The organism is Streptomyces sp. NPDC058579, assembly GCF_042718575.1.
Taxonomy (GTDB): Bacteria; Actinomycetota; Actinomycetes; order Streptomycetales; family Streptomycetaceae; genus Streptomyces.
Window position 1 is genome coordinate 1 of sequence record NZ_JBHXPI010000015.1, and the last position, 25,198, is coordinate 25,198.

General features: G+C 65.9%; 16 protein-coding genes and 3 pseudogenes. 11 read left to right on the top strand and 8 right to left on the bottom strand.

Annotation, left to right across the window (positions count from 1 at the left end; all coding sequences use genetic code 11):
• Positions 1-143 precede the first annotated feature (143 nt).
• Complete coding sequence (locus ACFWRO_RS18850; RefSeq protein ID WP_384511561.1) at positions 144-3,113, top strand: hypothetical protein; 2,970 nt, start codon at positions 144-146, stop codon at positions 3,111-3,113.
• 308 nt (positions 3,114-3,421) lie between these two features.
• On the opposite strand, the gene ACFWRO_RS18855 is transcribed toward ACFWRO_RS18850, so the two are convergent.
• From ACFWRO_RS18855 to ACFWRO_RS18870, 4 genes and pseudogenes are all read right to left on the bottom strand, one after another.
• Positions 3,422-3,730: a hypothetical protein gene (locus ACFWRO_RS18855; RefSeq protein ID WP_384511563.1), complete on the bottom strand. Its 309-nt coding sequence runs from the start codon at positions 3,728-3,730 to the stop codon at positions 3,422-3,424.
• Between the two features lie 678 nt (positions 3,731-4,408).
• Positions 4,409-4,740: pseudogene (locus ACFWRO_RS18860) on the bottom strand (helix-turn-helix domain-containing protein).
• A 151-nt stretch (positions 4,741-4,891) separates the two neighbouring features.
• A pseudogene (locus ACFWRO_RS18865) lies at positions 4,892-5,614 on the bottom strand (tyrosine-type recombinase/integrase); the annotation flags it as partial.
• A gap of 699 nt (positions 5,615-6,313) precedes the next feature.
• Positions 6,314-6,676 (bottom strand): hypothetical protein, encoded by a 363-nt coding sequence (locus ACFWRO_RS18870; RefSeq protein WP_384511565.1) that lies wholly within the window; start codon positions 6,674-6,676, stop codon positions 6,314-6,316.
• A gap of 855 nt (positions 6,677-7,531) precedes the next feature.
• Between ACFWRO_RS18870 and ACFWRO_RS18875 the strand changes: the two genes are divergently transcribed.
• Positions 7,532-9,097, top strand: a complete 1,566-nt coding sequence (locus ACFWRO_RS18875; protein WP_384511567.1) for an alanine/glycine:cation symporter family protein — start codon at positions 7,532-7,534, stop codon at positions 9,095-9,097.
• 52 nt (positions 9,098-9,149) lie between these two features.
• Here the strand turns inward: ACFWRO_RS18875 and ACFWRO_RS18880 are convergent, their stop codons facing one another.
• From ACFWRO_RS18880 to ACFWRO_RS18895, 4 genes and pseudogenes are all read right to left on the bottom strand, one after another.
• On the bottom strand, positions 9,150-9,278 hold the full coding sequence (locus ACFWRO_RS18880; RefSeq protein ID WP_384511841.1) for a hypothetical protein: 129 nt from the start codon (positions 9,276-9,278) through the stop codon (positions 9,150-9,152).
• A 30-nt stretch (positions 9,279-9,308) separates the two neighbouring features.
• Positions 9,309-9,620: pseudogene (locus ACFWRO_RS18885) on the bottom strand (ISAs1 family transposase); the annotation flags it as partial.
• A gap of 93 nt (positions 9,621-9,713) precedes the next feature.
• A complete protein-coding gene (locus ACFWRO_RS18890; RefSeq protein WP_384511569.1) occupies positions 9,714-10,241 on the bottom strand; it encodes a transposase family protein in 528 nt (175 codons plus the stop codon).
• Positions 10,242-10,774: 533 nt separating this feature from the next.
• Positions 10,775-12,028: an Ig-like domain-containing protein gene (locus ACFWRO_RS18895; protein WP_384511571.1), complete on the bottom strand. Its 1,254-nt coding sequence runs from the start codon at positions 12,026-12,028 to the stop codon at positions 10,775-10,777.
• Between the two features lie 679 nt (positions 12,029-12,707).
• Here ACFWRO_RS18895 and ACFWRO_RS18900 point away from each other — a divergent pair.
• The 9 genes from ACFWRO_RS18900 to ACFWRO_RS18940 all read left to right on the top strand — a co-directional run bounded on the left by ACFWRO_RS18900 (position 12,708) and on the right by ACFWRO_RS18940 (position 25,194).
• Entirely contained in the window at positions 12,708-13,031 is a 324-nt protein-coding gene (locus tag ACFWRO_RS18900) for a MurR/RpiR family transcriptional regulator (protein ID WP_384511573.1), read from the top strand.
• A 556-nt stretch (positions 13,032-13,587) separates the two neighbouring features.
• Positions 13,588-14,586 carry an NAD(P)/FAD-dependent oxidoreductase gene (locus ACFWRO_RS18905; RefSeq protein ID WP_384511575.1) on the top strand — a complete coding sequence of 333 codons (999 nt, stop codon included), beginning with the start codon at positions 13,588-13,590 and terminating at the stop codon, positions 14,584-14,586.
• A 218-nt stretch (positions 14,587-14,804) separates the two neighbouring features.
• Positions 14,805-16,661 (top strand): asparagine synthase (glutamine-hydrolyzing), encoded by a 1,857-nt coding sequence (gene asnB / locus ACFWRO_RS18910; protein WP_384511577.1) that lies wholly within the window; start codon positions 14,805-14,807, stop codon positions 16,659-16,661.
• 348 nt (positions 16,662-17,009) lie between these two features.
• Complete coding sequence (locus ACFWRO_RS18915; protein WP_384511579.1) at positions 17,010-17,906, top strand: cytochrome P450; 897 nt, start codon at positions 17,010-17,012, stop codon at positions 17,904-17,906.
• A gap of 4 nt (positions 17,907-17,910) precedes the next feature.
• Positions 17,911-18,162: a ferredoxin gene (locus ACFWRO_RS18920; RefSeq protein WP_384511581.1), complete on the top strand. Its 252-nt coding sequence runs from the start codon at positions 17,911-17,913 to the stop codon at positions 18,160-18,162.
• Between the two features lie 973 nt (positions 18,163-19,135).
• A complete protein-coding gene (locus tag ACFWRO_RS18925; protein WP_384511583.1) occupies positions 19,136-22,321 on the top strand; it encodes a lantibiotic dehydratase in 3,186 nt (1,061 codons plus the stop codon).
• 607 nt (positions 22,322-22,928) lie between these two features.
• Complete coding sequence (locus ACFWRO_RS18930; RefSeq protein WP_384511585.1) at positions 22,929-23,063, top strand: hypothetical protein; 135 nt, start codon at positions 22,929-22,931, stop codon at positions 23,061-23,063.
• A gap of 324 nt (positions 23,064-23,387) precedes the next feature.
• Entirely contained in the window at positions 23,388-23,645 is a 258-nt protein-coding gene (locus ACFWRO_RS18935) for a hypothetical protein (RefSeq protein ID WP_384511587.1), read from the top strand.
• A gap of 358 nt (positions 23,646-24,003) precedes the next feature.
• Positions 24,004-25,194: a choice-of-anchor A family protein gene (locus ACFWRO_RS18940; RefSeq protein WP_384511589.1), complete on the top strand. Its 1,191-nt coding sequence runs from the start codon at positions 24,004-24,006 to the stop codon at positions 25,192-25,194.
• The last annotated feature ends 4 nt before the right edge of the window (positions 25,195-25,198 follow it).

A 25,198-nucleotide genomic window follows, 5' to 3' on the forward strand; every position in this document is an offset into this window, starting at 1 on the left:
CCAACCCCCCCACCAACACCACACCACCCCAACCCACCAAACGAAGAGGAAAACGACACACCACACCCCCCACACCACCCACAGCCACCCCCCAGCCTCGAAGCCTCCCCCTGGAGCAGCCAAGGTTCTCTGCCGTACGCACGATGCCCGACGGAACGCTGGCGTTCACCAAAGAAGGACTCATTATCGAAGCGGAAGAAAAAACATCCATTTTCTGGGGTGGACGCATCAGGATAACGCACCCTCAATGGATCGAGTTCAGATTTGAGACACATGCAGGGAAGCCGAAGCTCTTTGTTGACACCGACAACAGCCCTCACCTCACCGGATATCGTAGGAGCTACCTCATCTCCTGGAAATCTCCACGAGCGTCGGGCTTCGAAATCACGCCAGAGAATAACGACCCGACGGAATTCGACAACTGGAATCCAGTCGGAATTCCACAGCAGCTGGCCATCCCTCCCGGCGAACATCTTGACATCGATGTCAGTCTCATAAAGAGCGGCACAAATGTAGCTGCCCTCCGCCACGCCCTCTCCCAGCGCATCCGCACCGACCAGGCTGACATTTCCACGAGGCTTCGCACCTCTGTCGGCGCTGAGATGAATAGCCTCGTGCCCAGTGCATCACGGGAAGCTATCACAGCCTTTCTCAATTCCCGTGTCAACGTCACATACGAAGCTGGTCTGCGTGGCAGCGGCAAGCGGCAGGGCGGGCAGCAGGCGACAAGCCTGACCGGCCTGGAGCTGATACTCGGAGCGGCAGAGCGGAAGGAATCGAATGGACTGTGGAGTCCCACATGGATCGACAGGGCCACATTCGATCCAACGATCAGCAGCACCCTCGTGCAGACCTTCGATCCCACTACCGACACCGGGCGCAAAAACTTGCGCACAGTACGCAAAGCCATCACCCCGATGCTTTCCGAAGCAGCTCAGCTGGCACCCCAGATAATCAAAAATGTCGCCACATACTACGAGTCCGTACTGAGTGATCGCCTACTCCACCTTGCGTTCACAACGCCCAACATTTCCGAAGATATACGAAGCGCTGCCGAAGACTGGCTGGCCAAACCGAAAGAGCAGCGCAAAATACACGCACTGCAGCTGAACATCCGAAACCAAGTAGACCTCGTCGTCGCCACTGCGGAGTCAGTCGAAAGGAAGATAGTTCCAGGAATTGCCGCGATACCTGTCGGTAATCGATGGCTGGTGGTGTCCCTGCTGGAATCGGCAGGTCTCTACGCATACCGCCCCGATAGTCTTGTGGAAACATTTCATAGAGGTCATCGCTCGGGCAATAAGTTTTCGAAAAAGTATACCTTCGAGGTGAATTACAGCATTACTCCGACAACGCAGGAGGTTGTCAGGGAGCACCTGTCTGTACCGGATACGGAAGGGCTCGTGACCGGAGACTTCACTCGCTCGGGGTGGGGTGTTGCTGAGGCCAGCGGTGACGAGCCGAATGGAGAAGGTGCCTGCAACACGCTACGGCAAACACCAGACGTCAAGAAAGCCCGGGAGAGCGCGTCCGGGATTCTCGTCGCAGTTCCCTCAAATTTCGACAGCCTCGGCCAAGCTTTCAGCATGCAATGGTCCAAAAATATCGACCGGCTTCTCTTCACTCCACAAGAAGAAGACACCCAACGAAATTGGGAAATGACGGGCAGCGCGCTGAGAACCGCAGCTGTCACCGTCGCTGTTGCCTCCGCCCTGGCCGCCCCGGTCAGTTTCCCCGTCTCCGCAACCCTGGGCGGCGTGGCTGCCGTAACCCAGCTGGGTGGGACAATGACCGACCTGGCGATTGCCAAGACCACCGACCAGGGCGACACTGCACGCCGCGCGTGGGATTCCTTCTACGACAACATCCTGCTGGATCTTCTGGGCGTCGGGTCCGAGGCCTTCGGCATCGCCGCCCTCACAAGAGCCCGTGCTGCACGGGCCGCCCGCCAGGGCGGGGCAGCAGCCCGACTGCCACACCGGGAAGCTTCCCAAATCCTCAGCCAATGGTTTGACCCCGACAAAATCAAAAAAATATCGGACAAACGAGTGGCTGCATCGAGGCTGTCCGACGCCGCCGCCAACGGAAATACGAAGGTCCTCAAGATAATCGACTCAGGCAGCGGAAACAGCTGGGATGGCATTTTCAATCTGGAGAAGGCCGCCGGCCAGCTGAACGAAACCGACGACCTCGCCCGCGTGCCCACATTCCGCGGCAAGAGCCCGGACGATGTTGCGTGGTATCTCAAGGGTACCGGCCGCGAAATCACGAATGTGGAAAACCTCCGGAACGCCCCCGCCGGATACCGGATCGCATTCCTGAACGAAGACGGCGAAATTATCCACGCCATGCGGACCTCGGGTAACGGTGCCTTGGAAGGGAAGAATAACTCCGGCCTCCTGCCGAGCATGCCCTCTGCATGGTCCAGACACGACATGGCGAACAAACTTACCATCGTCGATGGTCATTTCGAGGCCAACGGTCGCCCCGTCAGAGTCGTCGTCGCCTCTGACGTCCCAGAATTCCGGATCGAGACACGACGTTCGGGCATGACCTTCGCCGCCCTGAACGCCGAGGAGACTGCCCTGCGGAACAACGCCCGTACGGAAGTCCTGAATTACGACTCGGGTATCCCCGGCAAGACCATCGGCAATCTGATCGAGAACCCGGCTGGCAAGTGCGAGGCACTGATGAACCCCGTCGCCTCGTACATGCGCGCCAACGGCTACACCAACATCAAGTTCCGGGGCATGGGCATCTGGGACAACGTCGACCAGCGCACCTACGCCAACCACTACATCGTCGTCGGCGAACGCAACGGCCAGCGCTGGGCGTTCGACCTGTCCGCCGGACAGTTCGGCAACAAGGGCATGAGAGGTCTCGACGGTCCCATCATCGACCTGGAGGCGAACTGGGCCCAGAAATACGCCGACAGCACCACACGCAAACTCATCAAGTACCAGGACTTCCCGACTCAAAGCGAAGCGAAGCACACGTTTGGCTCCATGACCGGCTTCGACCCCCTCGAGTACATGCCCGACAGCACCCTCCTCAGCACCCCCAACTGGTACAACACAGCCAAAAAGGCCGCACTCGGAGGTGGAGCAAATTGAACCTCTTTCAACCTGTCTCAGGGAGGTTATACAGGCTGGTCAGAGGGGTGGTGTGACGACTCGAGGCTCCTGGCCGTTGCGCTGGTGTTCTCTACGTACCGCGCTTCGGCCGAGGAGCCTCGCTTGGTCCCGTGTCCTTCCATGCTCGACGTTCCGCATGAGCTCGTTGAGCATGTCTCCTGGCTCATCCAGGCCCGTCGGCAGGAACTCGGCACCAGGTGGCGACGGTTAGGCTGATTCAAGCAGGCCCTGCTCGCTCTGGCCCATCTGCGGAAGATCAGTCCGTTCCGCTTGGCCCAGGTGAACAGCTAGCGCAGGGCGACGAGTTGGTCGTGGCGCTGGTGGCCGTGCAGTGTCTTGATGTAGGTGAGGACGTCGTCGCGGGTCACTTCGCGCAGGTGGTCGTAGGGGTTCGACCATTCCAGCAGCGCCGGGCGGACTCGGTTGAGGTAAAGCCAGACCGTGCCTTCCCGTCGCGGGAGGCTGCGGGGGCCGCCGTCGCGCAGGACGCGGGTCCAGCACTCGGCCTCCGAGCGGATACCGGGTGCGAGACCCTTCAGCCTATCTGCGATCCAGCGTTCGAAGGAGGGTTCGCTGTCGTCCTCGACGATCCCCATCTCTTTCAGGACCGTGACGGTGTGGCCAACCGGCAGGTCCAGGGCCCGCAGCGGGGCGAAGATCTCCTTGTGCCGGATAGCGTCGCCCTCGCCGTAGCCGGTGAGGACGAGGGCCAGGCCGCGGTTGACGGCGAAGCGTGTTGCGTCCCCAGCCGCGGGTCTCGCCGAGTCGGTGGGCGAGGTACTTTGCCCAGGCCAGCCACGGGCTGGTCAGGTCGGCGTCGGCCAGTGCGAGCCCGTTGAAGTCACGGGGGATCTGCGCGAACAGCGGTAGCTGCCGGGATCCGGGCGCCAGGCCGGCGCAGGAGGCGGCTTGCGCGGGGCTCCCCGCCGTCCTCCGCGCCTCCGTGCCGAGAGGGTCGGTCGTCTGCGGAAGTGCATCCCGACGAAGAACAGCTGGTGATGCCGGGTGGCGGCGAGCCGGTTCCGCACGTCTGTCTCGTCCGCGGGATGGCCAGCGACGTACTTCGCGGTGAGGCGGGCCTGACACCAGCACAGACGGCAGTAGTTCCACTTCAGCGGCAGGACGCGGCGGCAGCCGGTGCATGCGGCCGCGTCGTGGCCGCGGCCGAACATATGGCAGGTGGCGCAGAGGCGGCCACTGAAGTTCCCCAGGCCAAGCTGCTGTCGCAGGAGTCGGTGGGCTTGACGTGGCCCTTCGGGAATCGTGCCATCGGCTCACTCCGGCGGCAGCGATCGGCCGTCGCGGCGCTTGGGGATCACCTTCGGTGCGGCAGTTCCCGCGCCGACCGCGGCCCGTTCGGTCTCCTCTGCCTGGCGGGGCGGTTGACCTTCTCAGGTTCGGGGATCAGCAGGTAGCCGATCTCGCAGCCGAGGACCACGCAGATGACGTCTAGGTCCTCCAGCTTGAGCGAGACCGGCTGGCCGGACCACAGTCCGGACATCTTGCCGGCCGAGATCACCAGGCCGTGCTCGGCCAGGCTCCGCTGGAGCTCGGACGCCTTCCGGATACACTTGTTCGCGGCGGTCAGCCGCAGGTTCCACCTCATCGGGCCAGTCCTTCCAGCCGCTTCGCGGCCCGTTCCATCCCGGCGGCCGAGGCGTCCTCGACCCGGGTCTGCTGCATGTGGATATACCGCATGTCGTAGCGATCCAGGAATGTTCGAGAACCTCCTGGATTGCGAGCAAGTCCAGTCCGTTTCCGTAGAGTTGGGACGCGCAGAAGTACCGCAGGACGTGCGGCGTCAACCTGTCTGCCCAGCTCGGCAGATGAGCCTCGACCGCGTCGGACAGCCCGTTGCGCAGGGCGTCGTCGCCGACCCGGCGGGCGGAACCGTCGGTGTTCTTCCGCTCGCTCGGGAACAGAGGGGCGCCGGGCCGGGTGTGATCGTCGTCGAACTGACCCCACACGTCCTCGATGAACCACCGCAGTGTCCGGTCGGCACCGTTGATCAGTGGAACCATCCGCTCCCGCGGCCCCGAGCAGCGGGCCGCCTTGCCGTGGCGGACGTTGAGTTTGCCGAAGCGGCCCAGGTCCCACTTGATGTCGTCCAGGTCGAGGCCGCACGCCTCGCTCACCCGCAGGTCGACCTGGGACATCAGCTTCAAGGCGGTGTAGTTCCGGGCGGTCGGGGCGAACTTCCGGCAGGTCGCCAGCTCGCCGCCCCAGCCGGTGAACAACGTCCCGATCTCCGGTTCACTCGGCGGGATCCGCAACTGGGCGTCCTTGGTCCCGCGCGGCCGGTTCATCTCATCGGTCGGGCACTCGACCACCCGGCCGGTCATCCGGTGGATTTCGACCTTGTGCCGCAGCTCCAGGAACATGAAGTACGTGCTCAGCGCCTGCGACCGGCCCAGCCGGGTGCCGCTGGGCGAGTGCCGCAGCCCCTTCCCGAAATACACGTCCGCGTCAGCGGGCTCCATGTCCCACAAGGGCCGGCCGAACCAGGTCCTGATCTGAGCCAGGTGACCGACGTCCTCGCGGATGGTGCCGTCCGCCAGCGCTGCTGAGGCCCGTGCCAGGACGAACCCGGACAGCACATCGGTCTCGAACCGCTCCAGCTCCTCAGCCGACGCGGGCGCCCTTGTGCTCACGCAGGTCCCGTACGACTGCCGGCGCCGCCGACCCGAGCCTCCTCACCTTCGACCCGACTGCGAATCGGTCGGACGCGATGAGAACGCTTCAAGAATCTCGAAGTTGCGTCACGAGCCAGCACAGCACACGAAGGAGGAAGAACCCCCTGGCCACGGGCCCGGGGATTCAGCGGGGCTCAGGGGAACTCACGGAATGCCGCACAGTTCCATGGCGGGGGTCACTGGTGTCTCCGTCACCGCGCTGCCCGCCGGATGACTGCAGTTATCAACTTCCGTCGCAGCGAGGCGACTTTGTGGAGCACTCGGACGGGTTGCCGTGCGGATAGCGTTCCCACCCGGGCCGGTCTGATCAGGGGACGATCGAGGCCCTCGCGCGGATGGCCACCCGGTCCTCCGTGCGATACACCGCCATCTGGGCTCACACTCCTCGGTCCGGATGGCTGTGGCCGGGCGATGCCCCGAGCGCGGATGAACGGCAAATTCTCCGCTGCCTGGGCATCGCCCGGCACCCGCGGCACTGGCATGCCGCTAGGGATCCCGCTTGGTCATACGGAACGGGCTGCTTTGATGAAGCTCGCTGATCAAACCGGGATCCTTGACGCTTTGTTGCCGCTTCACCCCGCTTGATATGGCCCCCCATGGTGCGATGGAACGGACAGCCTCTTGCACGTTGTCGAGGGTGAGTCCGCCGGCCAGCAGCCACCGCCCGGCTGGTGCAGTGAAGGCCCGCGCCGACCAGTTCCAGGAAGCTCCCAAGCCGGGGACGGGCGAGTCGAGGAGGAGCAGATCCTCCCCGAGCTCCCCGCTGCTCAGTTCGCGGCCCGGCCCATTGGCCTGGTCTGTGGCAGCAGCGGAGACAGTGCCTGTGGCGCGGATGAGGACCCGCGACATTCACTTGGCCGGGCGACAAGCCCTCTGCTGCGAACCGCAGGTCGATCGTCCCCGCGCGTCTCGTCGGCGCCTGCCCGGATACCGAGCGCGGAGTGGCCCGGCCGTGTCCCACTGTTCCCGGCAGTGCCGGATGTAGGCTCCGACGCCTTCGCGCGTGCCGGGACCGCCGCTGAGCCAGCGGACCAGCTGCTCATCCTCCCCTGCGAGGTGCGCCTCCGCATCGTCCAGGCGCAGCGGGGGCAGGGTGATGACCCCATCGGACATCTTCACTTCATGCATCTGGCGATTCTTGGCGCCAGGGCTGCGTCGCGCCATCGGATTCCAGAGATCATTTGCGGGACAGTCCTTAGCGCGGGTTGTGTGCTACCGCTCAGGCGATATCCGTTCGATCATTTCGGTCAACTTTCGACAATGGCGCCTCATACACACCGGCCTAACCTGTGTGTATGCAACCGACCGTCCCCCGCTTTTCGCTGCTCTTGAGGAGTAAGCCGCCTATCTCGGCGGCAAATGACCGGTGCTGCTGACAGGAATGGTCAAAGTCAACGCAGCCACCAGTCTGGCAGCCGCTCCAGCCCGTGGCCGCCTCTCCCTCGCAGTCAGCCCCGGTACCACAGGCGCCCTGTGGCCCGGCTGAGCGGGCACGCACGAGATGGGCAACGTGGCACAGAACGATTTGAGCACCCCGTTTCTCTGCACGAGTCCCATGGAGGGCTGCGCCAAGGCGTTGGCGGCCTGGTCGCACGAGCAACTGGCGTAGGGCAAGTCAGCCGACGAATCGGCGAGACGCTGCGGGACGCCAGCCCCGAGGGGCGCAACGTCTCTCCCCCGACCACCTAGAGAGTCAAGATCGCTATGCCACACACAGCCATACCCCCGTACAGCAGCCTCGCGGACGCTGGCGGCGCCACCGGTATCGAGGAAACCGTCAACAGCGTCGTCAACCCCCTCACCGAGGCCGTGTCCGCCTTGATCTTCGCCGAGGTCACCGTCCTCGGCGTCGCCTTCCCCTGGATCGTCGCGTGGCTGGTCGTCGCCGGCACCGTGTTCACCTGCTACTTCGGCGTCATCCAGCTGCGCGGCTTCAGACACGCCGTCGGGCTGGTACGCGCGAGCAGCCGCCGGACAGGCGACGCCGGCGACCCCGGCGAGGTCACACCATTCCGGGCGCTGACAGCCGCGGTCTCGGGGACGGTGGGACTGGGCAATATCGCCGGCGTCGCGGTCGCGGTCACCGTCGGCGGCCCCGGCGCGACCTTCTGGATGGTCCTCTGCGGCCTGCTGGGCATGGCGATCAAGTTCGTCGAATGCACACTGGCGGTGAAGTACCGGGAAGTTGATGAGGACGGCACCGTCCGCGGCGGGCCGCTCCAGTACTTGCGCCGTGGCCTCGCCGACCGCGGTCTGGGGCGTTTCGGACGCATGCTCGCGCCACTGTTCGCCGTGGTCATCGTGTTCTTCGCGGTCATCGGCGGCAACATGTTTCAGATCAACCAGACACTGGCCCAACTGCGGGGCGTCACCGGCGGGGACGACGGCTGGATGGCCGGAACCGGCGCCAGTCTGGGTTTCGGCATCGTCGCCTCGGTACTGATCGCCGTCGTCCTGCTCGGAGGGATGAAGGTCATTGGGGCGGTGACCGCGCGGCTCGTCCCGACGATGGCTGCCATCTACATCGTCGCCTGCCTCGTCGTCATCAGCGCCAACGCCGACGCCGTGCCGACCGCCATCGGTTTGATCGTGCAGAGCGCCTTCAGTCCGACCGGAGTTACCGGCGGAGCCATCGGTGTCATGATCATCGGCTTCCAGCGGGCCGCATTCTCCAACGAAGCCGGGCTCGGGTCGGCGCCCATGGCCCACGCCGCTGTGAAGACCCGGCACCCCGTGACCGAGGGCTTCGTCGCGATGCTCGGCCCGTTCATCGATACCGTCATCGTCTGCACCATGACCGCGCTCACCATCGTCATTGCCAGCCCCCAGAGTTGGATCGCGGCGCGCGAGGCGGCGGAGAAGGGCGAAGCGGTCCCCGACGGCGTCACCCTCACCTCCGATGCCTTCGCCACCGTCCTGCCCTGGTTCCCCTATGTGCTGACCGTCGCCGTCGTCCTGTTCGCCTTCTCAACGATCATCACCTGGTCCTATTACGGCGAGCAGGGCTGGGCCGACCTCTTCGGCCGCTCACGTACCAGCCTGACCGTGTACAAGCTGCTCGTCTCGGCCTGCGCTGTGATCGGCTCGCTACTCACCCTGGGCGCGGTCCTCGACCTGGCGGATGCGCTCCTGTTCGTTCTCGCTCTCTTCAACGTGATCGGCCTCTATCTGATGGCCCCGGTGGTGAAGAAGGAGCTGACCGACTACCGCACCCACCTCAGGTCCCGGTCACGGCCCCAGCCCCAACCCCAGGACTCGGAAATCGGATAGCCCATGGGGCCAGGGGCGTTTCAAAGTCCCGGTGATCATGTAGATGGCCTTGTCAGGGGATACTCAGCAGGTCCAGCTGCCTGTTGAAGGGGTCGTAGGAGATGTGGTGGAGGCCGGCGGCGATGTTGTGGTGCCCGTGCCGCCGGAGCGTATTGATCGCCAGGTTGCGCAGTATCGCCATAGCCTCGGGTCCATGGCCGGTGCGGATCTTTGAGGCGTCCTCGCGGAAGGTGGTGTCGTGGGCGAAATGGAGCCGGTTCTCGATGGCCCACTGTGACCTCGCGAGCTGTCCGAGCCGTTGGGGCGAGGCTTGATACGAGGTCAGGTCCGTGATCGTGTAGACGGTCTGGCGGCTGCACCTGCCGACTTGACATCGGTGCGGTGACGCAGGATGCGCACGGCCTGGACGGCGTGAGGGAAGTCCAGGCCGAGATCGGTGACGGTGAGGGCCCTGGTCACGCGGGTCTCCTTGCGGCCATGGCTCACTCCACGGTCGTAGTACCGTGCGGTGACGTCCTTCCACGGCGGTGACGGAGCCTGCGGTGCAGCCCGCGCTGGTTGGCCTTGACCACGGCAGGTAGTCGCCTTCTTTTCCTCCACCAGGAAACGCACGTGGTCACGCTGCGTGTGCAGGGCATCTGCCGTGATGGTGACCCCGTTCAGGTCGTAGTGCTTCGGCAACGCGGCGAGGCACGTGATCTCGTTGGTCTTGTCGGGACTCGCAGCTGGTGACGGTCCGGCCGTCGCCGGTCATCGCGGCCAGGAGGTGGGCGGCGGGCGTCTGGCCGTGCCGGGAGCCGCGGGCGGTCTTGCCGTCCACGGCCAGCGACTGGGCGCCGCCGGGATCGGCGCCGTTCAGTCGGCCAGGCCGCCGGGGCAGACCAGGCCGATGATCCGCCGGATCGTGGCGGCTCGTTGCGACACGCATCCCCAGCGCGCCCACCATACGGGCACCCAGCCGGGGCAGGGCATGCTGCGGAGCACTCGCGGACCACTGACCGATCGCCGCGTTCGAGCGAGCGCCGGCCACCACTGCCGAGGCGGCAACCTGCATCACTGCCACGAAAAGGTGACGCACCCCGCGCCGCTGCCGCGGATCAGGCAGGACCCGCAACCGGCTCCACCAGCGACAGCTCTGCCACACCCTCCAGAGCAGGCGACCTCACGAGACAGACGGTGGCAGACTGACGGCACATCTAAGCTCCAGTGGTTCAGGGCGACTTGGGAAGGGCACCCCGTTCAACCGGAGCTTCGTTGCGTACGTGACGGGCCCGACCGGACCGCTCTGCCCTGCGGACTCACGTGATCACCAGGACCTTGAAACGCCCCTGCCCATGGGGCAGCTGCACCATGGGCAGGGGGACTTCGCACTGCAAGCAGGGAAGCTCTGTGCGTACCTCGGCCAATGCACCGACACCGATTCGACGTCGCACTCATCTCGATCGAATTGGCCCCGAACGCCGGCGCAGCGCTGGCCCTCCCCAGCCCTCCCCGGGAGACGAGTACCGGGCGCGTAGCCGCGGACCATCCGGGCGGGACAAGTCGGTCGACCCAACCGCACAAGTTTCCAAAGGGCAGTACGGCAAGCCGAGCCGCTACCCAGGTCTCTCTGCCACTGGCAGGGGCACCGGATCCCGAGCAGATTCGGAACTGGACTGCCTCACTTCTCTGGCGGCGTCACTGCAGGGCGCTGCCCTTCACCCAGTCCGGCCAACTCAGATTCCATGCGTTGAGGCCGTTGTCGGGCTGGATGGTCTTGTCCGGGGAGTTCTTCACGATGACAACATCACCGAGCAGTGTGTTGTCATAGAACCAGGCACCGTTCGTTCCGCTGCTGCCCGCGCCCTGGACATCACTGAGACCGATGCAGCCGTGGCTGGTATTGGAACTGCCGAACACGCCACGATCGGACCAGTAGTTGCCGTGGATAAAGGTGCCGGAAGTGGACAGCCGCATCGCGTGTGGCACATCTGGGATGTCGTACTCACCACCGAATCCCACGGTCGCGCCGTCCATCCGGGTCTCTTTGTGCTTCTCCGAGATCACCATCTGGCCGTTGTACGTCGGAGTCCTACCGCTGCCAGCCGATATCGGGATGGTGCGCAGGAGCCGGCCGTCCCGTACTACCCGCATCTCGAACGTCGCCGCATCGACAGTGCTGACCTGAGAGCGGCCGATCCTGAAGGTAACGGTCCTGCGCTGCACTCCCTGGATTCCGGAAGATGCCTCGACGCCTTCCAGAGCGAGCTCCAGGGTCACGGTCGAGCCGGAATCCCAGTACTGCTCGGGCCGAAAGTCGAGGCGGTTGGCGCTGAACCAGTGGCCGACGACCCGCTGACCGCTGGAGCAGGTCACGGTGATGGCGGCTTCGACGCCCTTCTTGTTCTCCACCGGCTTGTCGAAAGTGAGGGACACCGGCATACCGACGCCGACCGTCGAGCGGTCCTCTGGGGTGAAGGTGCCGATGAAGCTGTTGGCCGGGGTGACCGTGGTGAAGGCGGAGCGGGCCGTCGCTTGTTTGTCCCGGTCGTCGGCTGCGCGCGCGGTGATCTCATAGGAGGTTGCGCGCTTCAGTGGCGCGTCGGGCTTCCAGGAGGACTTGTCCGCAGAGAGCGTCCCCTTAACCGTGCGGCCCTGAGCGGTGGTCATCGTGACGGCGGTCAGGCGGCCTCCGGCTACTTTCACCATGCTCGTGGTGGCAGCCCCGGCTGTGCCGTCGGCGGGGGTGATCGTTATCCGGGCCCGGGAGGTCTCCTCAGCAGCTTTCCGGTCGGCCCGGTCCCGCGGTGTCTCCTCCGGGTCGCCCGATGGGCCGCAGGCCGTGAGTACGAGTGCTCCGCCGAGCAGTCCGCTGGCGGATCCGAGGAACGAGCGGCGCCCGAAGGGCGCCTGGTGCGGGTAGCTGTGCCGCTTGTTCGATGCAGAGCCCATGGTGTGTCCTTGTCTCCGCCGGTGCACTGGCAACAGCAGCACACGGCGGCACGAATTGCGGAAGATCGGCACGCGATTCCAACGCCGGGGGCCCAGGTCCGGTGGATCCGGCGGCGGTGAAGGGCCATCGACGCCATGGCGTGGTGCGGGGGCAACGCATGCCGCCCGCACTGATCGCCCTTAGGGCGATGTCGGCTGCCAGGACATTCCCGATATCGAAGCGCGTGAAGAAGACCGGCCGGGTGCGTTGCCCCGACTGCAGGGCGGCCTCCGTCATGCGACTCATGGAGCAAGTGCCACGGGAACTACGGCAAGCGTACCGGAAGCGCACATGTCGTTTCTCTCAACGAACGTATTAGCAGCGACGAAAGGCCCTCCTTTGATACGGCGGGGATAGTACGAAGGAGGATAGGTCAGAGATGTTCTCGCTGGTCCGGTCTGTGAAGTGCCCGCCACCAACTGCTGCTCGCGGCAAGGCACCGTGCTGCGGCCGTCCCGCAAGGATCTGCCTGAGGAAATCACCGCAATGCGCCAGGCAGCTACATCTTCAGCGGCGCTGTATGGGCGCCGGCTTCGAGGAAGGCAGGAGTGGGAGCCAACCTGAGGTTTATCCACCATCCATGGAAAGTGTCAACCTTCGGCTCCCGGCTCACACGGGGAGGACGGATAATTTCACCTCATGACAAACGAACCGGTGAAGAAGGCTGACACGGACGGTGCGGGGCCTCAGCATGTGCTACTGGCCAGCATCCGTACGCTGAGACCCAGCCTTTCGCCGGCTCAGCTGCAGGTTGTCGACACCATAACCAGGCACGTTGAGATGTGTCCCCGACTGACCGTCTCCGAATTCGCGGAGCGTACCGGCACCAGTCCGACCACCGTCGTCCGCACGGCGCATCTGCTCGGCTATTCCGGCTACCGAGCACTGCAGCGCGCGATGGTTGAGGTCACCACCTTAGCCTCGGCAACCCGAGAGTCGGCGTCACGCTGGACGACTCCCTGACGCAGGTCGTCGCCACACTGGCCTGGGAGGAACGGCAAGTTCTGGCTGACACCGTCCTGGACCTGAATATCGACCAGTTGGAGAGCTCGGTCGCCGCTGTGTGCAGCGCCCGCCGTATCGATGTGTACGGCATCGGGGCGTCGGGCAGCACGGCGTATTTATCGAGCCAGGCAGCGCGGCCTCCCCGCTGCCTACCGAGGCTTTCCGCCTCGGCAATCGGACCGCCTCTTCCGTGACCGCTGACAGCGCTCCAGCAGCGAAACTGCATGGGAGCGATTGACCTTTCCGAGTCGCCCGCATTCAGGGGACTTGGATGTGATATCGGCTTGCTCCGTCCCCCTCATGAAGACGCCCGCCGTAGCGGACGTGCTCGCACTGTCGGCGGCGCAGTGGCTGTTCGGGCTAGCGGAGTCACGCCAACCAGCCCATGCCCAGGCCCTGTTGGCGTCCGGGCGGGTCACGGCCGTATGCCGACAAGCACCCGACCGAAGCCGTCGGCTATGTCACATTTCATCTAAAACACCATGCAATATTGCGATATCGCCTCTTGGGTCGCATGGTTGTCGCGGAGGTGGTCATGGTGACCTTTCAGCTGAAGAACAGCTGCGACGTGCTGGTGATCGGCGGCGGCGTCGCGGGGCTGAGCGGGGCACAGACCCTGGCCCGGGCCCGGCGTTCGGTGGTGGTGATCGATGCGGGTACGCCGCGCAACGCCCCGGCCGAGGGCGTACACGGGCTGCTGGGCCTGGACGGGATTCCACCGGGCGAACTGCTGGAGCGCGGCCGGGCCGAAGTCCTCGGCTACGGCGGCCACATGATGTATGCCGAGGTCACCACAGCGACCCGGGACGACGAAGGCTCCTTCGCCGTGACGGTGGCCGACGGCCGCACGGTACGTGCGCGCCGTCTGCTGGTCACCACTGGATTGGTGGACGAGCTTCCGGCTGTGCCAGGGCTGCGGGAGCGGTGGGGCAAGGACGTGCTGCACTGCCCGTACTGCCACGGCTGGGAAGTCCGGGACCGGACCATCGGCGTGCTCGCGAACGGTCCGTTGTCGGTAGTCCAGGCGCTGCTGTTCCGGCAGTGGAGCGACGACATCACGTACTTCACCCATACCAACCCCACGCCATCGGCCGACGAAGCGGAGGAGCTCGCCGCCCGTGGCATCCGTGTGGTGGACGGCGAGGTGGCGGCCCTGGAGACCGACGGGGGCCGGCTTGCGGGCGTGCGGCTGAACGACGGCACGACGATCGGCTGCGAGGTACTGATGGCCTCATCACGGATGGTTGCGCGCGCAGGCTTCCTGACGGAACTCGGACTGCGACCGGTGGAACATCCGGCGGGCATCGGCCAGTACGTCCCCTGCCAGGAGGGCGGGCGCACCGCCGTGCCGGGGGTATGGCTCGCGGGCAACGTCACCAGCGTGGTCGACCGGGCCGCTGCGGCCGCGGCAGCGGGTGTCTCCGCCGCAGCCCAGATCAACGCGGATCTGGTCGCCGAGGAGACCCAGAAGGCGGTCGCCGCCCACCGGGAGGCCCTCTCGGCCGCGTCTTGAACGCGACTTCGTAAACCGGCGGAGGGAGAGCCGCCGTACCCGACTTCTTTCACCTCAGACCAGTTCGCTCGGTCCGGGCCGACCGGCAGAGCACTCCCATACGACCGCTTCGCCCTGGTGGCCACGGACCGCAGGTGTACTCGTCGGGCGCCCCGGCGTCGCGAGCTCCCGCCCCCTGGCACACCACAGCCAGTAGATTCTCAGGAGGACGTGCTCGCATGTGCGGCATCACCGGATGGGTCGCCTTCGACAAGGACCTCACCACTCAGCGCGGAACACTCGCCGCGATGACCGAAACCATGATCTGCCGCGGCCCGGACGCCGGCGGCCTCTGGCTCGACACCCACGCCGGACTCGGACACCATCGCCTGGCCGTCATCGACATCGAGGGCGGCAAGCAGCCGATGACCGTCGAGCGCGACGGCCGTACCGTGCTGGCCACCACCTACAGCGGCGAGGTCTACAACTACCGCGAGCTCCGCGCCGAGCTGGAGAGTCTGGGGCACTCCTTCCTCACCAGCAGCGACACCGAAGTCGTTCTCCATGCCTACCTGGAGTGGGGCAGCGGCTTCGCCGAGCGGATGAACGGCATGTACGCCTTCGCCCTGTGGGACCCGCGTGAGCAGGAGCTGCTGCTGATTCGCGACCGGATGGGCATCAAGCCGCTCTACTACTACCCGACGCCGAACGGCGTGCTCTTCGGCTCCGAACCGAAGGCGATCCTCGCTCACCCGTCGGTGCGGGCCGCCGTGGACAGCGAGGGCCTCGCCGAGCTCCTCGCACTCACCAAGACCCCGGGGCATGCCATCTACAAGGGCATGAAGGAGGTCGTCCCCGGTCACGTCATACGGGTGCGCCGCGAGGGCCTGACCACCCGTCGCTATTGGGCGCTTGAGGCCCGCGAGCACACTGACGACACCGAGACCACCGTCGCCCGGATCCGCGAGTTGCTGGAGGACATCGTCGCCCGCCAGCTCGACGCCGACGTGCCTTTGTGCACCCTGCTCTCCGGCGGCTTGGACTCCTCGGTCATCACCGCGCTCGCCCATCGGGGCCTGGTCCGCGAGGGTGCCGGCCCGGTCCGCTCCTTCGCGGTGGAATTCGCCGGCCAGACCGAGAACTTCACCGCCGACTGGCTGCGCGGCACCCCTGACGGCCCCTATGCGCGCGCCCTGGCCGAACACGTGGGCGCCGACCACACCGACATCGTGCTCGACACCGCGGCGCTGATGGACCGGGCCGGCCGGGACGCGGTGCTGGCCGCTCGCGACTTGCCAAACGGCTTCGGCGAAGGCGATACCTCCCTGTACCTGCTGTTCAAGGCGATCCGCGAGTGCTCGAAGGTCGCCCTGTCGGGCGAGGCCGCGGATGAGCTCTTCGGCGGCTACCGCTGGTTCCACTCCCCGGAGCAGATCCGCTCCCGCTCCTTCCCCTGGCTTTCCCCCGTCGGGACCCGCAGCGGCGGCGTGGGCCAGCGTCGCAGCCCCCGCGAAGCCATGCTCGACGGCGGCCTGTTGACCAAGCTCGACCTGCCAGGATACCGCGCGGCCCGCTACCGCGAGGCACTCGCCGAGGTGCCGCGCCTTGACGGCGAGAGGGGCCTGGAGCGGCGCATGCGGGAGATCTGTCACCTGCACCTCACCCGCTTCGTGCAGTTCCCGCTGGAGCGCAAGGACCGGGTCAGCATGGCCACCGGACTGGAGGTCCGCGTGCCCTTCTGTGACCACCGCCTCGTCCAGTACGTCTTCAACACTCCCTGGAAGATGAAGACCTTCGACGGCCGCGAGAAGTCGCTGCTGCGCGCCGCCACCCGTGATCTGCTGCCGGAGGCGGTAGCGAACCGCGTCAAGAGCCCTTACCCCAGCATCCAGGACCCGCGGTACAGCGAGGCCCTGCGGGGCGAGCTCAGCAGGGTCCTGGCCGACCCCGAGGCGCCGGTGCGAGCGCTGATCGACCTCAGCGCCTCCCGGCAGGCCATCGAGTCGGCGAGCGGCGTTGAGCTGCGCATCGGCAGCGAGTTCGTCCTCAGCCTGGACAGCTGGCTGCGTCGCTACGACGTCAGCCTGGAGATCTGATGTTCCCAAGTCTCGGCGATCCGTGTTCAGTTGCTCTGTTGAAGGGAGGTCGTGATGCCTGAGATCACGACCGCATCCGAGTGCGCACAGCAGTCCAGCGCGAAGGCGACTGCACCGTCTCCGGAGCCGGCACGGCCGAGCCGAGAGGACCCGGTGATCAGGATGAAGGGCAGGTCTCAGAAGGGAGAGCCGTGTGACGCCTGGCTGGTCACTCGCTACGCCGATGTCCGGACGGTCCTGACCAGCCCTCACGTCAGCAATGTCTGTCATGGCGGAGAAGGCGTGGGGGGAGGACAGCCCGGCGTCTTGGTGTCCATGGACCCACCGGACCATACACGCATCCGACGCATGCTCACCCGCGAGTTCACGGTCAAGCGCATCCAGGCGCTGCGGCCGCGGCTTGAGGAGATGGTCGCCGCACAGCTCAACGGAATGGAACAAGCAGGACCGCCGACAGACCTCATGAAGCAATTCGCATCGCCGATTGCATCGTTGGCCATATGGGAACTACTGGGCGTTCCCCGCGAGGAGCGTACCGAGTTTCAGCTGCGCAGCGAAATCATGCTCGATACGTCACTGCCCGCAGAACGCCGAATGGAAAACTATCACGAAACGCTCTCCTATATTGGCACTCTCATACCCAAGCATCGCGAGAACCCGGGAGATGGCATTCTCGGTACTTTGGTTCGTGAGCATGGGAATGCCATCTCCGATCAAGAACTTATCGGCGCTGGCTGTTTCCTGCTGGTCGGCGGACATGAGGCGTCAGCCAATGCCCTGGGGCTGGGCACGTTGCTCCTGCTGCAGCATCCGGATCAGCTGGCGGCGATCCGAGAGAATAAGGGCGACGTCCTTCGTACAGGTGTCGAGGAGATCCTCCGATACCAGGCCTTGATTCACACCGCAACGCCGCGATGGGCAACCCGGGATCTGACACTCAGCGGGCAGGTGATAAAGGAGGGCGACATGATTGTTCCCTCGCTCTCCTCAGCCAACCATGATGAAGGCTTCCTCAAGGACGCTTCCGTGTTCAATGTCAAGCGGGCCGTGAGTCGCCATCTCGCTTTCGGACACGGCATCCACCAGTGCCTGGGCCAGCAACTGGCCCGCGCTGTACTCGGAATCGCCTTTCCGGCCCTGCTCAATCGCTTTCCGTCATTGCGTCTGGCGATTCCAGAATGCGACATTCGCTACAGAACACAAGGGTTCGTCGGCGGCGTGGAGACGCTCCCGGTGGCATGGTGATCCGATGAGCCTTGCGAACAGATTGCGAGTAGACGTAAGCGAGGATCGCTGCATCGGGGCCGGCCACTGCGTGATGTCCGCTCCCTCGGTGTTCGATCAACGGATTGAGGACGGGATTGTGGCGCTCCTCGACCCGACGCCCTCATCAGATCAACACGGCTCCGTGGCAGAAGCTGCCGACCTTTGCCCCTCCGCCGCTATCGACGTGCGGGTACACCAACGCACAGAACGACAGGCCGGGGGATGCTACTCCTGACTCCGATGTTTCGCACCCCAGCAGACTGGGAGGTCTTGATCTGTGGGTTGATCACCGCGGGAAGCGGGTTGTCATGAGTGCCGCGCCACCGCCGCGGTCTGCCGGAGATCAACTCCCCTTGAGTGCCAGGGTACGTCCGGTTCCTGCTCTCGCCAACAGCGTTACAGTGCTCTCCGGCGTCGTCAGGACCGCGCCGACTGCGCCAAGACAGCTGGATTGTCACACCTCAGGGCACAAAGTCCGGTGTCCTCATGACTAAAGTCCCTCGGTCTGTCCAGTCCGGAATCAATAGACTATGCAGCAGGTCCGGCGCCAACAACCGTACGCACAAGGGTTGTACTGGGTTCTGCACCCAGCGGAGGGCCGTACACCGCCTTGGCAGGAACCAGGCGCTTTCCCCTTTCTGGACCGGCCCGGCAGTCGCCCGCCCTCTCACTCTGTCAACCCTTCAGGGTTACCACAGTTACGTGTGTAAGGGTCTCGGGAACTCACTATGATCAGAGAGGCCAAGAAAATGAATCACTCCTCCGTGCTGGATACAGCCGTCGACCTGGATGACTTCGAGCTCGACGTGGAAACGTCAGAGATGCAGTCGGAGTCCGGCAGCGAGCAGCAGATGGCGAGCGGAATCGGCTGTATCTGCTGCCCGTTCTAATCGCGTTCACGTGGTGAACACAGCACGGTGCGGCCAGGCGTTCATCCGACTTCTCCGCAGAGGTCCGTCGCTCTAGGGCTCCTGTCCAGTCCTCGTTCAACCGCGGGCATGCTCATCGGCGTCTTCGAAGTTGGGTGCTTTGGCAGGCTCAACTTCGAAGACGTGCTCGACGCCTCCACGTCTCCTCTCAAGTCGGCAGCGCCGTCGACCGCTCTGACAGCCGCCTAACTTGAGTGGAAGGCACCGCTGGCGCCCATTTCGCGCAGCGGTCGTAGGGCTGCCGCAGCAGCATCACCAACCTGCAAGGAAGAGCGGCTCATGCGTCCTTCTGTCAGTGGTCCCGTCGTAGCCCGGGTGTCCGTGCTGCCCCGTGCCCAGCTGTGGGACTGTGACGGCGACCTGTGTGCGGATGATGTGCCAGCTGAGCAGCTGGCCTCGGCGGGGGAAGCCGCCTTGGCGGATCCGGTGTTCCGGGAGGCTCTCGAGCTGGCGTCGCCCTCGCTGTTCGAGGCGGCGGTGCGCCTTGCGGGAGGGGAGACCCGGACCGTGCGGGAAGCGCGCCGCATTCTGCTGTCACTGCTCCGGTACCACTTGCGGATCGCGAGCCGTGCGGTTCCCTTCGGTCTCTTCGCCGGTGTCGCGCCGGTGGCCGAGGGCCCGACGGCGGTGTCTGTCGGCAGCAAGCACCGCAAGGAGGTGCGTCCGGATGCATCGTGGCTGCGGACCGTCCTGGCGGCAGTGGAAGCAGATCCCATAGCCATGAAGGGGCTGCGGGTCCGCTCCAACCCCTTGTGTGTGGTGCGGGGTGAGAGGCTGATTCTTCCGCCGCAGGGTGACCGGGGAGAGGTCTCGATCCGCTGTACCGCGGCTGTCGCTCTGGCCCTGGCTAACGCCGAAGTCCCCATAGCACCTGCCGATTTGACCGAACGGATTCATGACGAATTCTCCGGAATGCCCCGTGTGCTCTCGGAGCGCCTGGTGCACTCTCTTGTGAGCCACGGTTTCCTGGTCACCGATCTGCACCCGCCGATTCGGTCGGATTCCCCTCTCGATGACGCCTTGGACCGCTTGGCATGTGCCGCTCCCCACTCCGTTGCCTTGCGCGACCTGAGGTCTGTGCGCAAGGCCCTGGCTGAGTATGCCGCCTCGGAGGTGGGCCGGGATCCCGAAAGGCCGCGTGCCGCGGTCCACCAGATGCGGCAACTGCACGACAGTGCGCAGCCCTTGCACGTCGATGTCGCCGTCGATGCGTCTCTCACTCTTCCCCGTTCCGTCGCGGAGGAGCTGGGACATGCGGCCGGGGCGCTGTGGAGGATCACCAGGCCGGGTGAGTGGCCCGGCCTGGACGCGTACCTGCAACGCTTCCTGGAGCGCTATGGCACCACACAGCTGGTGCCCCTGACCGAGGTCATGGATCCGGAACGCGGCCTGGGACCGATCGCAGCCGGCGACGGCAGGGCCCAGTCCGACGGATCCACTCCGCTCCGGGAAGCGGTGCTGGCTGAGCTGGCTGCGACCGCCGTTCGGGATGGGCTCCCGGAAGTGATCCTCGACCGTGAACGACTTCGCCAACTCGCCGTGCCCGGCAAGGGATCGCCGCCCCCAACCCTGGACGTGACGGCAACGCTCCAGGCCGCATCGCCCCAAGCCGTGGACGCCGGTGACTTCCGGCTGGTGCTCGGGGGAGGTTCCCGGCAGGCCGGCGCCCTCAACGGAAGGTTCGCCTACCTTTTGGGCAACCCTGTGGCTGCGCACTGCCGCCGCGAGGCTCGCCGCGGTGATCCCAGTGCTCCTCATGCCGTGCGCGTCGCCCTGGACTTCGCTCCCCGCACGCCCCGGGGCGGGAACCTGACCCGCACCGGTGCAGACACAATGCCAACTCTCCACATCGGTTCGTTCCACAACCAGACCTCGGGCGAACTCGGTGTGGACGACCTGCACATAGGCGCCCACAAAGACCGGCTGTACGCCTACTCCGCCTCGCTCGGCCGTGAAGTCCTGCCCGCCCAATTGGACATGCTCAACGGCGCGCAAGAACACCCCACCGTCCGCCTGCTCCAGGCCATCGGTACGGCCGGCCATTCGGCATTCCATTCGTGGGACTGGGGCCCCGTCGCCGGTCTGCCGCGCCTGCCCCGCGTCCGTTACGGGCGGACCATCCTGTGCCGGGCACGCTGGAGCGGCGCATTCCTCGCCCCGGCGGTCGGCACCTGGGAGGAGTGGTGCACCCAGGTGGACACATGGCGAAAGGCCTGGACCGTCCCCGACCACATCTCCGTCGGTACCGGCGACCGGTGCCTGACCCTCGACCTCCGCAAGACGATGCACCTGCGACTGCTCCGGGAAGAACTACGCCGCAATCCAAAGAGCACGCTTCACGAAGCCACTGACGCCACGTCCGGCTGGTTCGGTCCCGACCCTCACGCCTGCGAACTGGTCTTCCCCCTGCGCAGCAGCACGCACAGCCCACCCACCCAGCACCGCTCCTACCCACCCCTCGCCGGCAGCGCCAGGCCGTACCCGCATGGCAGCGAGTGGCTGAGCGCCAAGCTGTACGCCTCCCCCGCCCGGCACAACGAAATCCTCACACACCGGCTTCCCCTGCTACTCCATGAACTCCCCCAGTCCATGGACCGCTGGTTCTTCCTGCGCTACGCCGACCCCGACCCACACCTGCGCCTGCGCTTCCACGCACCGCCCGACGCCCTCACCCGCCAGGTGCTGCCCGCCCTCGGCACCTGGGCCGCCGACCTGTGCAGGCAAGGCCTCGCACGCGCCATGATCCTGGACCAGTACGCCCCCGAAACCGCCCGATACGGCGGACCCGACGTAATCGAAGCCGCCGAACACACCTTCCACGCCGACAGCACAGCAGCACTCGAACAGCTCCAGGCCCTCTCAGACCCAGCCTGCCCGCTCGACACCACCGTACTCAGCTGCCTCAACTACATAGATCTCGCACACGCCTTCACCGGCGGCGCAGATGTGCTGCCGTCCTGGTTCTCCACGGTCCCACCCCACCCCGACCGCACCGCCCTACGAGCCCAACGCGCCCTGATCACCCGGTTTGTCGACGAGCCAGGCAATTGGAGTCAACTGGGTCAGGTCCCGGGGGGCGAACGCATCCTCCACAGCTGGCACGACCGTGCACCAGCAGTCGCAGCCTTGGGACGAACTCTGCGTTCCTCCCAGTGGACCGACCGCGCAACACCCCACAGCGTCTTCAGATCCCTCATGCACATGCACCACAACCGGCTCGTTTCCGGAGGCGACAACGAGGCAGCCAGCCTTGCCCTGCTCAGAGACCTCCTGCATTCCCGTCAGGCTCGTCGGCGCCGGGGGCATCCGGTGGCCGATGACATCGCCGAGACACCGACACCAGCCGCCGGGACCCTTCCATGGGCTGGGCTTCGCGCAGGGGTGGCCCCGGTGAGCATCGTGGGGCCGCAGTCCCAGTGTCCGGGCGACCGGGGCGCACCTGGCCCGCAACCCCTCGAGGAATGACCGTCATGCCGCAGATCGCCCCCGTCCATCGAAATCCATCCCAAGGGGCCGGACGCATGGCTCCGGACTCCGTGGCCAACCGTGTCTCCGCGCCCGCCGTCGAGGTTGCCCGCCGGAATCTGGAAGCCGTGGGAAACGACTGAGCGCTGGCCAAGCAGAGGTACGGCAGGGGCGGGCAGTCCATGGAGACCATGTGGGGGCTCTTCCATTTCCGGAAGGTGTACATCGACGCGCGGCTGCTCGCGCTCCGCGCGCTCTACCCGATCTGTGCATCAGGTCGGTCGGCAGCGCCAACCCCACGTCCGACTACGACATCACCGTATCCGGCCCGGGGGACGCGGAGGCGGTCGCTGCTTTCAACGCGTCGTTCCGCCGGGAGTGGGAGAAGGAGTCCGCCACCGTCTTCGATGTCAATCTGTACGTCAGGGACTTCCTGCCGGAGCGGAGCAACTTCGCCATTCCCACGGCTCACAACGCCGTCTCGAAGAACGTCCGTTGGCGTGCCTCGCAGGTCCCTCCGCCAGATCGCCGCACGCGTGCGTGGGCGTATGCCGGCTCCGGCTGGCGGCCCGAGGGGCTGCGGCGTTCGGCGATCGTGCGTCATGCGATGGCCGACGGCATCCATGTCCGTGCCGTCGCCGAACTCGCCCAGCACGTACGGACGGAAAGCGGTGACCGGTGGCCCCGCCTGCCGGATGAGGAGTACATCGCGGCGCGGGAGCACACCGACCAGACCTCGTGATCCGGGCGCGGAACATGGTGTACGCCGACTGTGCCCGGCAGCTGCGGGAGCTCCAGCAGCGGTACGACTCCCAGCCCTCGGACGACCTCGCGCTCGACATCAGACGGCAGACCGGCTACTCGCTGTGCCACGCGATGGAGGCCTATCACTCGAAAGGAGCGGTACTCGACATCGTGGGCACGCAGGCGGGTGCCTGTGTAGGACGTCGGCGCGGCGCACTTCCTCCAGTCGTTCAACGAGCAGTTCGGCGACGCGCTCAAGGACCTGGCGCATTATCAGGACTCCGGCGAGGCCTTCTATCGCAGCGCGAATTACCTCCAGTGGATGACGGCCGTCGCGGAACGCCCGCTCGGCGCGACGGGATCGACCCTGGATGCCGAGGACGCGACGCTGCTGCGCACCCTCGCCACCTTCAGTCGTGCCGACGGCGTGCTGCTGCGCATCCGGGGTGACAAGGACGAGTTCCCGTCCGCCACGTCGGCCGCCAAGCGCAGGTCGCCGCGCAGGCGTACGCGGATGCGCTCGGCATCCGCGACAAGGGCGAGCTGGAGAGCCGGCTGCTGCGCCTGGGCGCTCGGGTGAATGCCCGCGTACGTCCGGCGATGACGGCCGGCGCCGCTGTCAGCGGAAGCGCTCTGGGCGACAACCAGCCTTATCGCGACGGAAGTTGACTGCGTTGTCCCTCTTTCGGGCCTGGTGGGCGAGCGACTGTCGACCCCAACTGTCAACTCTCAGAAGGACTGTCAGCCATCGGTGCCGTCCGCGCCCGACCTACGCGCATAGTTTCGATCTGCCCATCCTTCCTCCGTCCGGAAGTCATTTCATGCTCGCGCGTTCCTCCCTGGCCCTACTCTGCATCGGCAGCGGTCTCATAGTCGGCCCGTTCAGCCACACCGCCCTGGCGACCCCGTCCAAGGGGTGTCTGCCCTCTCCTCTTGGGGTGGCTTCCGCTTTCGCCGAGTTCATCGAGGGCTCCTCTCGCCGCGTCGCGGACACCGAGGGCGCCGTCGCGATCGGCGGGGAGGCCACGCTTGGGGATCCTGCCCGCAAGGAGGGGTTCTCGCTCGGCAGCCAGCTCGGCGAGAGCGACCTCAATAGCCTGCCAGGCGGCTACTCCCTGGTTGTGGGCGGAAAGTTGAAGGCCCATCAGGTGGTCATCGAGCGCGGCATGGCGGTCTACCGTGCGCTCGAGGAGGTCCCGGGCGGGAGCTTCGCCATCAACGGACCCCACATGGCCGGGGCGTCGCCGGTCGACTTCGGCAAGGAGTTCTCAACGCTGCGGTCGCGCTCGGCCGCGTGGGGTGCGCTGACGCCGAACGGCACGGTGGAGGAGCGGGCTCCCGGAGAGCCCGCCACCTTCTTCTTCGAAGGCGACCAGAAGGTCAATATCTTCAAGGTATCGGCCTCCACGCTGGAGAAGGCCCGCACCATCAAGATCAAGGTCCCGGCGGGGGCGACCACCCTGATCACCGTCACCGGCACGACATACGACATGAACCGGCACGCCACCTACGGCGTCCACCTGTGGGACCACACCGCCGGCCGCTATGTGCTGGACGACTACCAGGCAGGCAGCCCCGCGTTCAAGGACGTGCGCTCCAAGCTCCTCTGGAACTTCCCGCAGGCCACCGAGGTGCAGAAGAACTACGCCTCCTGGCCCGGTACGATCCTCGCCCCGCGGGCCGCTGCCTCGCTCGGCCGCAAGTCCGCCACCGGCGAGGTCGGCCCCGGTCATGTCAACGGCTCCGTGATCGCCCGGTCGATGACGAGCGTGTCCGGCGCGGAGACCCATCACATGCCGTTCCGAGGGTGCCTGCCGAGCGAGGGCGAGGAGCCGCCCAACCCCACGGACCCGCCCACGGACCCGCCGGTGAACCCGGCCCCGTCGGAGCCGGGCAAGCCCACTCCGGGCACGTCCACGCCGCCCCCGGGCAAGACGTCGCCCACCCCGACACCGCAGCTCGTGCGGGGGGAGGGCCCGACCCCGTCCGCCAGCCCGGCCCCCGAGGGCGACCTTGCCAGCACGGGGAGCGACTCGCTGGCGCTGTATGCCGGCATCGCCTTGGTCCTGGTCGCCGCCGGCACACTGACCGTGGTGCGCGCGATGAAGCGGCGCGGCCAGTCGGGCTGAACCG

Excerpts from the sequence above, each read along its gene's own strand:
- ACFWRO_RS18850 (WP_384511561.1), top strand. The coding sequence starts at position 144 with ATGCCCGACGGAACGCTGGCGTTCACCAAAGAAGGACTCATTATCGAA.
- ACFWRO_RS18855 (WP_384511563.1), bottom strand. The coding sequence starts at position 3,730 with ATGGGGATCGTCGAGGACGACAGCGAACCCTCCTTCGAACGCTGGATC.
- ACFWRO_RS18870 (WP_384511565.1), bottom strand. The coding sequence starts at position 6,676 with ATGTCGCGGGTCCTCATCCGCGCCACAGGCACTGTCTCCGCTGCTGCC.
- ACFWRO_RS18875 (WP_384511567.1), top strand. The coding sequence starts at position 7,532 with ATGCCACACACAGCCATACCCCCGTACAGCAGCCTCGCGGACGCTGGC.
- ACFWRO_RS18880 (WP_384511841.1), bottom strand. The coding sequence starts at position 9,278 with ATGGCGATACTGCGCAACCTGGCGATCAATACGCTCCGGCGGCACGGG.
- ACFWRO_RS18895 (WP_384511571.1), bottom strand. The coding sequence starts at position 12,028 with ATGGGCTCTGCATCGAACAAGCGGCACAGCTACCCGCACCAGGCGCCC.
- ACFWRO_RS18900 (WP_384511573.1), top strand. The coding sequence starts at position 12,708 with ATGACAAACGAACCGGTGAAGAAGGCTGACACGGACGGTGCGGGGCCT.
- ACFWRO_RS18905 (WP_384511575.1), top strand. The coding sequence starts at position 13,588 with ATGGTTGTCGCGGAGGTGGTCATGGTGACCTTTCAGCTGAAGAACAGC.
- asnB (WP_384511577.1), top strand. The coding sequence starts at position 14,805 with ATGTGCGGCATCACCGGATGGGTCGCCTTCGACAAGGACCTCACCACT.
- ACFWRO_RS18915 (WP_384511579.1), top strand. The coding sequence starts at position 17,010 with ATGCTCACCCGCGAGTTCACGGTCAAGCGCATCCAGGCGCTGCGGCCG.
- ACFWRO_RS18920 (WP_384511581.1), top strand. The coding sequence starts at position 17,911 with ATGAGCCTTGCGAACAGATTGCGAGTAGACGTAAGCGAGGATCGCTGC.
- ACFWRO_RS18925 (WP_384511583.1), top strand. The coding sequence starts at position 19,136 with ATGCGTCCTTCTGTCAGTGGTCCCGTCGTAGCCCGGGTGTCCGTGCTG.
- ACFWRO_RS18930 (WP_384511585.1), top strand. The coding sequence starts at position 22,929 with ATGGCCGACGGCATCCATGTCCGTGCCGTCGCCGAACTCGCCCAGCAC.
- ACFWRO_RS18935 (WP_384511587.1), top strand. The coding sequence starts at position 23,388 with ATGACGGCCGTCGCGGAACGCCCGCTCGGCGCGACGGGATCGACCCTG.